Raw genomic sequence first — 13079 nt, 5'->3', positions numbered from 1 at the left:
TTATGAGGAGGTGTTTTAATGTACGCAGTATTAACTACAGGAGGAAAACAATACAGAGTTCAAGAAGGAGACGTATTATTCGTTGAAAAACTTAACGCTGAAGTTGACTCAACAGTTGAATTAACAGAGGTTCTTGCAGTCGCTAAAGACGGAGAAATCAAAGTTGGTGCACCAGTAGTTGAGGGTGCTAAGGTTGTAGCAAAAGTATTAGCTCAAGGAAAAGCTAAGAAAGTTGTTGTATTCAAATACAAGAGAAAGAAAGACTACAGAAGAAAAAATGGTCATAGACAACCTTACACTAAGATCGTTATCGAAAAGATCGAAGCTTAATTTTCTGATATGATTAAGGTTAAATTTCAATCAAGAGAAGATAACATAATTTCCTTCACTATAAAAGGACACGCGATGCAATGCAGAGATGCGGTTCTAGCTGGAGAGGCATACGATATGATATGTAATTCCGTATCAGTATTATCTCAAAGTGCAATCATTGGTTTAGATGAAGTGTTAAAGCTAAATGTAAACTATGAAATGAGTGATGGATATTTAAAACTAGATCTAAATGGGTTTACTCATGAGGAGATAGTTGAAGCTCAGGTTTTACTTAAAACTTTTGAAATGAGCTTAGCGAGTCTAGTCCTAGGGCTGGATAGCAGTTTAGGAAAGAAAACGCGTTGTAAATATATAGAGATAATAAAAGAGGAGGTGTAGACTATGTTAATAATGAACCTTCAATTATTTGCACATAAAAAAGGGGTTGGTAGCTCAAAGAACGGTAGAGATTCTGAGAGTAAAAGACTTGGTGTTAAATGTGCAGATGGACAATTTGTTCTTGCTGGAAATATATTAGTAAGACAAAGAGGAACTAAGATTCATCCAGGTGCTAACGTAGGTAAAGGTGGAGACGATACTTTATTCGCTAAAATCGATGGTGTTGTTAAATACGAAAGACTTGGAAGAGACAAGAAAAAAGCTTCTGTTTACCCAGTAAACGTAGAAGAAGTTATAGCTGAATAATATATTTAGTTTTATAAAAGCACCCTTACTTAGGGTGCTTTTTGATTAAGTATAAAAATTTTTTATCATATGAGAGCATGGCACTTAAAAAAGCTGTGTTTTTATATTAAACTAAGGTTATAATATACTAAAAAGGTATATTTTATAGAGAAAGCAAGGTGAGAAAACATGTTTATAGATACAGCCAAGATATTTGTGAAATCTGGAGATGGTGGTCACGGTTCTGTTTCTTTTAGAAGAGAAAAGTATGTTCCACTTGGTGGGCCAGACGGTGGAGACGGTGGTAAAGGGGGAAATGTAACTTTTAAAGTTAACCCTGGAATGACAACTCTTTTAGATTTCAAATATAAGAGAAAATTCGTAGCAGGCAGAGGAGAAGACGGTCAAGGCTCTAAATGTTACGGAAGAGATGGAGAAAATTTAATAGTAGAAGTTCCAATGGGAACTATCATAAGAGATGTTGAAACTAATAAAGTAATGGCAGACCTTTCTCATAGAGATGACGAATTTACTATCTGTAGAGGTGGTAAAGGTGGTAAAGGAAACTGCAAATTCTGTACACCAACAAGACAGGCACCAACTTTCGCTGAACCTGGAATGCCAGGAGAAGAAAGATGGGTTGCTTTAGAGTTAAAACTTTTAGCAGATGTTGGTCTTTTAGGATTCCCTAACGTTGGTAAATCAACATTCCTTTCAGTTGTTACTAAGGCTAAACCAAAGATAGCTAACTATCATTTCACAACTTTAAAACCTAACTTAGGTGTTGTTGCAGTACCAGGAATAGAGCCATTTGTTATGGCAGATATACCAGGTATTATAGAAGGAGCTTCTGAGGGAGTTGGACTTGGATTAGACTTCTTAAGACATATAGAAAGAACAAGACTTTTAATACATGTTGTTGATATATCAGGTATTGAAGGAAGAGATGCTGTAGAAGACTTCAAGAGAATAAATGAAGAATTAAAGAACTATAGTGTTAAACTTTGGGATAGACCTCAAATAGTTGTTGCAAACAAAAGTGATATGTTATTTGATGAAGAAGTTTTTGAAAACTTTAAAGCTGAAGTTAATAAAATGGGCTTTGATAAAGTATTTAAAATGTCAGCAGCTACTTCACAAGGAGTAGAGGAAGTAATCAAAGAAGCAGCTAGAATGCTTAAAGATATTCCTGTAACTGACTTAGAAATCCCAGAAGATGAAAGATTCATCCCAGAGGATAAGAAGTTTACATATACTATAAACCCAATAGAAGAAGATGGATTAAAAGTTTATGTAGTAGAAGGTTCATTTGTAGACAGATTATTATTAGCTGTTAATGTAAATGATCCAGATTCATTAAGATATTTCCATAAAGTTCTTAATAATAAGGGAATATTCCAAGAGTTAAGAGACATGGGAATAGAAGATGGCGATATGGTAAGATTAAATGACTTTGAGTTTGAATACTTACTATAATTAATGGAGGACAAAGAATGATAACAACAAAACAAAGATCATATTTAAGAGGATTAGGTGCTAAATTAACTCCTATATTCCAAATAGGAAAAAACGGAATAGAAGAGAACTTCTTAAAGCAAGTTGATGATGCTTTAGAAGCAAGAGAGATATTAAAGATAAACGTTCTTGAAAACAGTGGATTAGAGACAAGAGAAGCTTCAAATTTCATCTGCGAAAGATTAAACTGTGAAGGAGTTCAATCTATAGGAAATAAGATAGTTCTTTACAGAGCATCAAAAAATAATCCTAAGATAGAATTACCTAAAAAAGGGAAGTAATATGAAAAAAATAGGAGTAATTGGGGGAACCTTTGACCCAATACATATAGGTCATATTTATATAGCCTATGAAGCCTATAAAGAACTAGAATTAGATGAAGTTATATTTATGCCAGCAGGTAATCCTCCGCATAAGAGGAATAAGGATATAACTGATGAAATAATTAGATATGAAATGGTTAAAAAAGCTATAAATCCATATAGCTTTTTTTCCATAAGTAACTATGAAATAGAGAAACAGGGATTGAGCTTTACTTATGAAACTTTAAGATATTTAAATGAAAGTTTTGGAGAAGTAGAGCTCTATTTCATAACTGGAGCAGATTGTCTTTTAAATTTAAATTCATGGAAAAATATAAGCGATATTTTCAAATTTAGTAATTTAGTTGTTTTTAATAGACCTGGATTTAATAAAAATGATTTATTAAAAAGGAAAAAAGAGTTTGAGAAAGAATATTGTACTAATATAGTATATTTAGATTTACTTAATATAGAAATTAGTTCTACTTTTATAAGGGAAAGAGTAGCTAATTCCTTAGAAGTAAAATTCTTTCTACCACCAGGTGTAATGGATATAATAAATAAGAACAATTTATATAGGAGAAAGTAGCTATGTGGTCATTAGAAAGAATAAATGAATATGTTAAAGAGACTCTTAAGGGAAGTAGATACTCACATACCTTAGGTGTGGTTGAAACTGCTAAAGAACTTGCTAAACTTAATGGTGAGGACGTTAATAAGGCAGAGTTAGCTGCACTAATTCATGATGTAGCAAAATATGTACCAGTAGGTGAACAAATTAAAATTTTAGAAGAGAGAGATTATGATTTAGATGAAATAACTTTAAAATCTCCTCAAGTTTTACATGGGTTTGTTGGAGCTATAATTGCTAAAGAGAAGTTTGGTATAGAAGATGAGGATGTTTTAGATGCTGTAAAATACCATACTTTAGCTAAAAGAGATATGAGTACTTTAGAAAAAATAATATATATAGCTGATTATATTGAGCCAGGAAGAGATTTCCTAGGAGTTCAAGAACTAAGAAAAATAACTAAAGAAGACTTAGATGAAGGCGTATTAAAGGGATTAGAAAATACAATCTTGTTTGTGATAAAACAAGGTAATTTGATACATCCTTTAACTATAGAGGCAAGAAATTTTTTAATAATGAATAAAAATGCTTAGTTAAATAATTGGGGGGATTATATGGGGAATGAAGAAAATAGAGTTGAAAAAAGAAAGAATAAAGAGAAGAGCAATAAGAAAAGATTAATTAAAAGAATAATTCTTTGCACTTTAGCCTTTATTCTTATTTTTTCAATAAGTGTTTTTGGATATGTTTATTTTAAATATGGTAGTTTTCTAGGGCAAGTTTTTGATATAGTTAAGGACGTAAAGCAAGATGTAATAAAAGTTGAAGAGCCAATAAATGTTCTTTTATTAGGAATGGATATTGGTGATACAAATGATGTTGGTAATAAAGATATAAAAAGAACCGACACAATAATATTAGCTAATTTTGATCCTATAACTAAGAAGGCTAAACTAGTCTCTATTCCTAGAGATACTAGAGTTAAAATAGGAGGCAAGTCACAAAAGATAAATGCGGCTTATCCTATTGGAGGCGAAAAACTTGTTAAGGATATTGTAAGCAATATGTTAGATGTTAAGGTTAATTATGTTGTTAAAGTAGATTATGAAGGCTTTAGAGGCATAATAGATGCTATTGGTGGAGTGGATATGTATATCGAGCAGGATATGAATTATGATGATCCAGGGCAAGATTTACACATACATTTTAATGAAGGTGAAACTGTACATTTAGATGGTCAAAAGGCTGAAGAGTTCTTTAGATGGAGAAAGAATAATGATGGTACAGGGCTTGCAAATGGAGATATTGATAGAATTAAAAACCAACAAAAACTTATGAATGCTGTTATAGATAAGGTTCTATCATTCTCTATGATAACTAAAATAGATAATATAGCTGATGTTCTTAATGAAAATATAGAAACTGATTTACCTTTAGATGTTACTGTTGCATATGGTCTTAAGGCGTTAGAGACCGATAGTAGTAATATACAAATGGTTACTTTACCTGGAGAAGGAAAGTATATTGGGGATGTTTCTTACTATATTCCTGATGAAAAAGCTACTAAGGAATTAAAAAGTGAATTAAATAGTAGTGATTTAAGCGGTAGAAAAAATGTTATACCTAGTCTTGCTAGAGAGGAATTATCTATAAAAGTTTTAAATTGTACTAAGATAAATGGTTTAGCAGGTAATGTACAAAAGCAGTTAAGTGAAAATGGATATCCTAAAGTTGATGTTGGAAATGGAGAGTCAAGAGAAGAATCTCAGATTTTAATAAAGGATGAGAGTTCTAGAGCTTTTATGGAAAATGATTTAAAGATAAAAGATATTAAAAAGGGAATACCATCTAAGTATGATAGTAATGGAACTTATGATGTAGTAATCTTACTTGGAAAAGACTTTAAAAATTTCGGAGAGATGCAATGAGTATTTTAGAAAGTAAAATAACTAAAGAATATGACAAAAGAAAGATAAGAGAGTTCTTAAAGGAAGAGCTAGGATTATCTTCAAGATTAATAAGAAGTGCTGCCATAGATAAGAGAATTAAAGTAGATGGTGTTGCAGTTAAAATGAACTATGTAGTTAAAACTGGTGAAGAGATTAAAATTGAACTTTCAAAGAAAGAATCTCAAAATATTGAACCAGAAAAAATGGATTTAGAAATAGTTTATGAAGATAGTGATATATTAGTTTTAAATAAAAAACCGTTTATGGTTGTACATCCTACAAGAAGTCATCCTAATGGAACTTTAGCTAATGGTATATTATATTACTTCAAAGAAAGTAATCAGGATTGTATAGTTAGGCTAGTTAGTAGATTAGATATGAACACTTCAGGACTTATAATCATAGGAAAGAATCAGTATGCTCATATGGTTTTATCTAATGAAATGAAAACAGATAAATTTCAAAAAAGATATTTAGCTATAGTTCATGGAAATTTAGAAGAAAAAGAGGGAACTATAAATAGACCTATTTATAGACCAGAAGAAGATACAATAAAAAGAGTTGTTGATGAAAGAGGACAAGAGAGCATAACCCACTATAAGGTTATAGAGAGTTATGATGGAGCTGACTTAGTTGAGTGTTTATTAGAAACAGGAAGAACACATCAAATAAGGGTTCATTTAAGCAGCTTAGGACATCCTATATTTGGTGATTCACTTTATGGAACAGAGGATGCTGAAGATATTTCAAGACAGGCGTTACATGCTTATGGATTAGATTTTTATAGCCCTAAGACGAAAGAGCCTTTAAGTTTAAGAGCAGATCTTCCAGAAGATATGAAACTTTTAATAAATAAATTAAAAAATAAGTAGTTTTAAGCATTTGCTTAAAACTACTTATTTTATTATTTAGCTTTGTTTTAATAGAATGTTAATTTTTATCTAATTTTTCAGATTTATCTAAAACAATAGTTTGAAATAGAGCTTTTTATTTATATAAATATGAATTACGCTTTTTTCTATTTCTTATTCTCTTTATGGTTGAAATAATTCTTACTATAAACAATATTAAAATAACGGCAAATATAAGCCCTATAATGGTTAAAGCAACATAAAAACCACTAAAGCTTTTAAGTTTTATAATAAGTTTTTCGAAATTTGTATATGTTATATCATTGCCATTTAAAAGATCTAAACTTTTATAAGGCGTGTTTCCAACCATAATTGTTCCAACAAAATGAGTATTGTTTTTTAATATATCTATACCCCTGGATATTGGAGTAGTAGAATTAACTGAAAAATCTATATTTAAGTTTTTCTTTATATCACCTACAGATAAATTTTCTATATCAGAATTTTTAAAGGTTTTATAGATATCTTCTGGTACAACTAGAGATAGTGTGTTTTTATCATCAATATAATATTCTTTTGCAATATCACCTTTGGAATATATTTTTACTAAGGAGAAATTATCAAAGCCATAGTTTAAAAGTGACTTGGTATCTTCATAATATTGTTCCTTAGTATCGTATCCAAAGAGAGTAAGAACTAATTTTCTATCACCTTTTTTAGCTGCACATGCAAAGGTATGTTTAGACTTAGTTGTATATCCTGTTTTATTGCAGAATATATTTTCATAATAATAAGGGCTTGTTGTATGAATAAGTTGGTTATTATTATTTGCCCATATATTTTCTCCACTTACAACGCTTTTAGGCATTTCATGAGCCACTTTTTCTGTTGTTTCACAGATAATAGGATTTTTTGAAGCATAGTCCATTATTAAAGCTAAATCATAAGGTGTAGTTAAATGATCTTCTTCAAAAAGCCCACTGGCATTAACAAAGTGAGTATTTTTAGCGCCAAGTTCTAAGGCACGCTTATTCATAAGTTTAGCAAATTCTTCTTGTGATCCAGATATGTGCTCTGCTAAAGCCACAGCGGCATCATTAGCAGATTGTATCAATAATGCATTAAGCAATTCTTCCACTGTATATTTATCTCCTTCTTGAAGTCCAACGCGGGTACCTTCAGCTAAGGGAGGATTTTTTCCTATAGTAACAACATCATCTAGCTTAGCTTTTTCAACTGTAAGCAAGGCTGTCATAGTTTTTGTAGTAGATGCTGGAGCCATTTTTACATTAGCATTTTTCTCAGCTAATACCTCTCCAGTAGCGCCATCCATAAGTACCATTCCTTCACCATGAATCTCAGGAGCAGCAGTTTCAGCAAAAACATTTACATTTAAAATTAAGACGAATAGAAAAGCTATTGATATTATAAATGCAAATTTTTTCTTTAGATTCTTACAATTTATATTCATAAAGCCTCCAATTTTTTTTAATTTTGGTCGCAACAATAATTATAACAATAAAACAGCATATTTTCTATGGAATTGTATGAATTTGGTACTTAAAAATATTGGAAATGTCAATAATATTAGATAAATTTGAGAATTTATAATTTTTATACTTTAATTAAAAAATAAATTCGCAGTAAATTTATGTTGGGAGGCGTCATGAAGAAAAAAGAAAAAATTATAGGAAGCTTAATAATTGCTGTAGTAGCTATAGGGTTTTTATTTGTTGGTTATTCAAAGACAAATGATAAAAAAATAAGTGAAGATGATATGGAAAGATTATTTTTAAGTACTGAAAAAGAAGAGGAGCAAAGTGAATCAAATTTAAAAGAAACTAAAAAGAATGATGATATTGAAGAAAATGAAAAAGTGAATAGCAATGAAAGTAGTGAAGAAGAGAGTAGTAATATAGAAAAAATAGTTGTAGAAATTAAAGGAGAAGTAAAAAATCCAAATGTCTATGTATTAGAAAATGGAAGTAGAATTTACGAGCTTATAGAGAAAGCTGGTGGACCTACAGAAGAAGCTGATTTAAGCAATATAAATAGAGCTTTATACTTAAGTGATGGACAATGTGTAGTAGTTAGAAATATAAATGACGTTCAAGATGAAACAGAAGACTTAGAAGAAGCGTTAAATGATGAAAATTCTAAGAATGTCAGTAATAATTCACCGGAAGAAAAGATAAGTAGTAGTGATGAAAGTTCAACTATTAATATAAATACTGCTTCTAAGGAAACACTTATGACTCTAAATGGTATAGGAGAAAGCAAAGCACAGGCTATAATAGATTATAGAGAAGAAATAGGTGGATTTAAAAGTGTTGATGAGATTACTAATATAAGTGGAATAGGAGAAAAAACATTAGAGAAGATAAAAGATAAAATTTCTATAAAGTAATATGATATAATGAATATTATTATTTAGAAAAGAGGTGGAGTTTTATGATAGAAAAAAGATTAACTGAACTATCAAAGACTTCTGGCTGAGCAGCCAAAATAGGGCCGGGGGCTCTTTCAGAAATTTTAAGTAAATTACCAAAAATGAATAATGAAAACTTAATTGTTGGAATAGATACATCTGATGATGCGGCAGTATATAAATTAAATGATGAGATGGCAACAATTCAAACCTTGGATTTCTTTACACCAATAGTAGATGATCCATATACTTTTGGGCAAATAGCTGCAGCAAACTCTTTAAGTGATGTTTATGCCATGGGAGGAAAGCCTATAGTGGCATTAAATATAGTTTGTTTTCCAAATTGTCTAAATATGAATATATTAGGTGAGATATTAAGAGGGGGAGCAGACAAAGTTTTAGAGGCTGGAGCCGTAATAGTAGGAGGTCATACAGTTCAAGATGATGAGCCTAAGTATGGTTTGTCCGTTACAGGAATTGTACATCCGGATAAAGTTCTTAAGAATTATGGTGCAGAAACAGGTGATATCTTAATTCTAACTAAGCCTATTGGATTAGGAGTAGTAAATACAGCGATTAAAGCTGGAATAGCTTCTAAAGAAGCTTATGAAAAAGCAGTAAAAGTAATGGCATATTTAAATAAGTATGCAGGTGAAATAATAACTGACTATAATATAACATCATGTACGGATATAACAGGATTTTCACTAATAGGTCATGCATATGAAATGGCAGAACCATCTAAAAAAACATTTAGAATCTTTAAGGATGCAATTCCATTTATTAAAGAGGCTAAGGAATATGCTAATATGGGATTAGTACCTGCTGGATGCTATGAGAATAAAAGATATTTAGAAGGAAAATATCTTTTAAAGAATGTTGAAAGTTGGATGGAAGATATATTATTTGATCCTCAGACATCAGGTGGATTATTAATCAGTTGTAAAGAGGATGAATATATAGATATACTAACTAGATTAGAAAAATTAGAGGTAGAAAGTGCTGTTATAGGACGTGTCGAAGACTTCAGTGATGCATATATAGTAGTAGAGTAGTTTTTAGGAGGATAACATGACAAAAGAACTTCTTAGAGCTTTGCCTAAGATAGATGAAATACTTGGTATTTTTAATGAGGACTTTTTAAATAAAAACGGGAGAGAAACAGTTGTAAGTACTTTAAGGGATATAATCAATGAAAATAGAATGGCTATTTTAAGTGGAGAAGCAAATTATGCTTTAACAAAGGAAGAAGCCAAAATTAAATGTGAAGATAGATTATTGAAAAAAAGAGAAAGAAATTTAAAAAGGGTTATTAATGGAACAGGTGTTGTTATTCATACTAATCTAGGAAGATCTTTGTTAAGTGAGGAAGCCACTGAAGCAGTTGCTTTAGCAGCTTCAAGCTATAGCAATCTAGAGTATGATTTAGAAAAGGGAGAAAGAGGATCAAGATACTCCCTTATAGAAAATATCATAAAAGATATTACAGGAGCTGAGGCTGCTTTAGTTGTAAATAATAATGCGGCAGCTATAATGCTTGTATTAAATTCTCTTTGTGAAAATAAAGAAGTAATTGTCTCAAGAGGGCAACTTGTTGAAATAGGCGGTTCTTTTAGAATTCCAGAAGTAATGAATTTTTCAAGAGCTAAGCTTGTGGAAGTAGGAACAACCAATAGAACACATTTATATGATTACGAGGATGCCATAACTGAAGAGACCGGAGCATTTTTAAAAGTTCATAGTTCAAACTTTAAAATAGTAGGATTTACTAAGAGTGTAAGTGCTCTTGAGCTATGTAATTTAGCAAAGGAAAGAGATATACCTGTAATAGAGGATATTGGTAGTGGTGTTTTAATTGATTTAAGTAAATATGGACTAGAAAAAGAGCCAACAGTAATAGAAAGTTTAGAGGCCGGAGTAGATGTTGTAACCTTCTCTGGAGATAAAATGCTTGGTGGAGCACAAGCTGGAATTATTGTAGGTAAAAAGAAGTTCATAGACAAAATAAAAAAGAATCAATTAACTAGAGCTTTAAGAGTTGATAAATTTACTTTAGCTGCTTTAGAAATTACTTTAAAACATTATTTAAATGAAAAAGAGGCAATTGAAAAGATACCAACTCTTCATATGATGACTTTAGATTTAAATGAAATAAGAGAAAGAGCTGATAGGCTTTATAATGAATTAGAAAATTTAAATGGATTTTATAAGTTTTCTATAGAAGAGGGTGAATCAACAGTTGGTGGTGGTTCAATGCCAGATAGCAAATTAGCTACTTATCTACTTAAAATAAGTTCAGAAAATATAAATGAAGTTAATCTAGAAAGAGCTTTAAGGGAGTATAAGATTCCTATAATAACTAGAGTTTATAAAGGAGCAGTTTATATAGACCTTAGAACTATTTTAGAAAATGACTATGAAGTTATATTCAATGCTTTAAAGGAAATAGGTGAAAAATAGATGAAACATGTGATTATAGGAACATCAGGACATATAGATCATGGTAAGACAACTCTTATAAAAGCTTTAACAGGGAGAGAAACTGATAAGCTTGATGAAGAAAAGAAGAGGGGAATATCTATTAATTTAGGTTTTACATTCTTTGATTTACCATCAGGAAAAAGAGCTGGCATAATAGATGTTCCAGGGCATGAAAAGTTCATCAAAAACATGTTAGCAGGAGCTACATCATTAGATGTAGTTCTTCTAATTATTGCCCTAGATGAAGGAATAATGCCTCAAACTAAGGAACATTTAGAAATATTAGAGCTTTTAGAGGTTAAAAAATGCATAGTTGCTCTGACTAAAAAGGATTTAGTTGATGAAGAATGGGCGGAAATGATAAAGGAAGAAATAAAGAACTATTTAAAGTCAACTAGTTTTAAAGATGCAACTATGATAGAGGTTTCTTCTAAAACAAAAGAAGGAATTAATGAATTAATAACTGAGATAGATAAATCTGTAGAAGAAATAGAACAAAAGGATAAGGAAGGTCACTTTAGATTAGCTGTTGATAGAAGCTTCTCAGTAAGTGGATTTGGAACTGTAGCGACAGGAACTATATTAAGTGGAAGTGTAAAAAATGGAGATATGGTTCAAATTAATCCAAGTGGAATAGAAGCTAGAGTAAGAAATATTCAAGTTCATGATGAAAATGTTGAAATTGGAGAAGCTGGTCAAAGATGTGCATTGAATTTAGCAGGTGTTACTAAGGATGAGGTAGTTAGAGGAACTGTGGTATGTACAGTAGATACAATAGAGCCATCTTATATGATAGATTGTAAATTTAAATACTTAAAATCTAATGAAAAAAATTTAATTAATAGACAAAGAGTAAGAGTATATCATGGTACTTCTGAAATATTAGGAAGAATAGTAATACTTGATAAGGAAGAGGTAGAGCCGGGTGAAAGCTCATATATACAATTAAGACTAGAAAGCGAAATATGTGCTCAAAAAGGCGATAACTTAGTTATAAGAAATTACTCTCCTATGATAACTTTAGGTGGTGGCAAGGTTATAAACCCTGTAGCTAAAAAGGCTAAAAGATTTAAAGAAGATTATTTAAATGAATTAAAGCTTATGGAAAAAGGCAGTATAGAAGAAGTTGTTGAAAATGTGGTTTTATCTTTAAGTGAAAATTTCCCTAATTCACAAGAAATAATAAAGGGTTTAGGAAGAAATGTAGATAATATGGATTCCATATTAGAAGAACTTTGTGAAAATAAGAAGATAATAGGAATATATAATGGCAAATTTAGTGTTTTCATACATAATAAATTCTTTACAAAAAAGAGTGAAGAGATATATGAAGTATTAAAGAATTTCCATGAGGAAAATCCTTTAAAGGTAGGAATGAATAAAGAAGAACTTAGAAGTAAGAGTTTTTCTAATAAGGTTAAACAAAAGATATTCCAAAACTTTTTAGAGCTTATTAAGGAAAAAGAAATTATAAAAGAGGGAACTAATATAGTTGCCTTAAAGGAATTTGAGATAAAGTTAACAAAAGCTCAAAGGGGTATAAAAGAAAAGATATTAAAGACTTATTTAGAAATTGGAATAACTTCTCCAAAAATAAAAGATATAATAGATGATAAAAAATTAGAAAAGGAATACCTTAAAATATATAATCTTTTAGTTGAAGAGGGAACTTTAGTTAAGCTTCCAGAAGATGTGGTTATGCATAAAGAAGTCATAGACTCTGTAAAAAATAAAATAATAGAGTGGCTAAATAAAAATGGTTCTATTACATTGGGAGAAACCAAGGATATTTTAGGAGTCTCAAGAAAATACTTAGTTGCAATTTTAGAGTATTTAGATCAAGAGAAAGTAACCAAAAGAGTAGAAGATAAAAGAGTTCTTAATAAAGAAGATTTAGTCTAAAAAACTATAGAATAAAGATAAAAAATTTAAAGTAGATATTAAATTAACTTTAAAAATCAATAATATAATAAAACATAATAATTA

At 30.3% G+C, this 13079-nt stretch carries 14 protein-coding genes; 13 read left to right on the top strand and 1 reads right to left on the bottom strand.

The window, feature by feature from the left end:
- Positions 1-18: 18 nt before the first annotated feature.
- The 9 genes from rplU (at position 19) to OIF33_RS05050 (ending at position 6205) form a co-directional block, all read left to right on the top strand.
- Entirely contained in the window at positions 19-330 is a 312-nt protein-coding gene (rplU, locus tag OIF33_RS05090) for a 50S ribosomal protein L21 (protein WP_003452389.1), read from the top strand.
- A 9-nt stretch (positions 331-339) separates the two neighbouring features.
- Positions 340-711 carry a ribosomal-processing cysteine protease Prp gene (locus OIF33_RS05085; protein WP_322503138.1) on the top strand — a complete coding sequence of 124 codons (372 nt, stop codon included), beginning with the start codon at positions 340-342 and terminating at the stop codon, positions 709-711.
- Positions 712-714: 3 nt separating this feature from the next.
- Complete coding sequence (rpmA, locus tag OIF33_RS05080) at positions 715-1017, top strand: 50S ribosomal protein L27 (RefSeq protein ID WP_300349168.1); 303 nt, start codon at positions 715-717, stop codon at positions 1015-1017.
- Between the two features lie 168 nt (positions 1018-1185).
- Positions 1186-2472 (top strand): GTPase ObgE, encoded by a 1287-nt coding sequence (gene obgE / locus OIF33_RS05075; RefSeq protein WP_322503137.1) that lies wholly within the window; start codon positions 1186-1188, stop codon positions 2470-2472.
- Positions 2473-2489: 17 nt separating this feature from the next.
- Positions 2490-2792, top strand: coding sequence for a ribosome assembly RNA-binding protein YhbY (gene yhbY / locus OIF33_RS05070; protein WP_322503136.1), 303 nt, complete (start codon positions 2490-2492; stop codon positions 2790-2792).
- Position 2793: 1 nt separating this feature from the next.
- Positions 2794-3402, top strand: coding sequence for a nicotinate-nucleotide adenylyltransferase (gene nadD, locus OIF33_RS05065; RefSeq protein WP_322503135.1), 609 nt, complete (start codon positions 2794-2796; stop codon positions 3400-3402).
- 2 nt (positions 3403-3404) lie between these two features.
- Complete coding sequence (gene yqeK / locus OIF33_RS05060; protein WP_322503134.1) at positions 3405-3977, top strand: bis(5'-nucleosyl)-tetraphosphatase (symmetrical) YqeK; 573 nt, start codon at positions 3405-3407, stop codon at positions 3975-3977.
- A gap of 21 nt (positions 3978-3998) precedes the next feature.
- On the top strand, positions 3999-5312 hold the full coding sequence (locus tag OIF33_RS05055; RefSeq protein ID WP_322503133.1) for an LCP family protein: 1314 nt from the start codon (positions 3999-4001) through the stop codon (positions 5310-5312).
- The gene (locus OIF33_RS05050; RefSeq protein ID WP_322503132.1) at positions 5309-6205 is read left to right on the top strand and encodes an RluA family pseudouridine synthase; all 897 of its coding nucleotides are present in this window, start codon (positions 5309-5311) and stop codon (positions 6203-6205) included. The genes OIF33_RS05055 and OIF33_RS05050 overlap by 4 nt, the downstream gene beginning before the upstream one ends.
- Before the next feature lie 115 nt (positions 6206-6320).
- Here OIF33_RS05050 and OIF33_RS05045 read toward each other — a convergent pair whose 3' ends face one another.
- Complete coding sequence (locus tag OIF33_RS05045) at positions 6321-7655, bottom strand: D-alanyl-D-alanine carboxypeptidase family protein (protein WP_322503131.1); 1335 nt, start codon at positions 7653-7655, stop codon at positions 6321-6323.
- Between the two features lie 195 nt (positions 7656-7850).
- Here OIF33_RS05045 and OIF33_RS05040 point away from each other — a divergent pair, with 195 nt between their 5' ends.
- The 4 genes from OIF33_RS05040 to selB are packed head-to-tail and all read left to right on the top strand — an operon-like array spanning position 7851 to position 12995.
- Positions 7851-8591, top strand: coding sequence for a helix-hairpin-helix domain-containing protein (locus OIF33_RS05040; protein WP_322503130.1), 741 nt, complete (start codon positions 7851-7853; stop codon positions 8589-8591).
- Between the two features lie 44 nt (positions 8592-8635).
- Positions 8636-9667, top strand: coding sequence for a selenide, water dikinase SelD (gene selD, locus OIF33_RS05035; RefSeq protein ID WP_322503129.1), 1032 nt, complete (start codon positions 8636-8638; stop codon positions 9665-9667).
- 16 nt (positions 9668-9683) lie between these two features.
- Positions 9684-11072, top strand: a complete 1389-nt coding sequence (selA, locus tag OIF33_RS05030; protein WP_322503128.1) for an L-seryl-tRNA(Sec) selenium transferase — start codon at positions 9684-9686, stop codon at positions 11070-11072.
- Positions 11073-12995 carry a selenocysteine-specific translation elongation factor gene (selB, locus tag OIF33_RS05025; RefSeq protein ID WP_322503127.1) on the top strand — a complete coding sequence of 641 codons (1923 nt, stop codon included), beginning with the start codon at positions 11073-11075 and terminating at the stop codon, positions 12993-12995.
- Positions 12996-13079: the final 84 nt, after the last annotated feature.

Source organism: Clostridium sp. LIBA-8841, assembly GCF_034439435.1.
Lineage (GTDB): Bacteria > Bacillota > Clostridia > Clostridiales > Clostridiaceae > Sarcina.
Note: the sequence above shows the minus strand (reverse complement) of the source record. Positions and strands in the feature narration are given on the sequence as shown.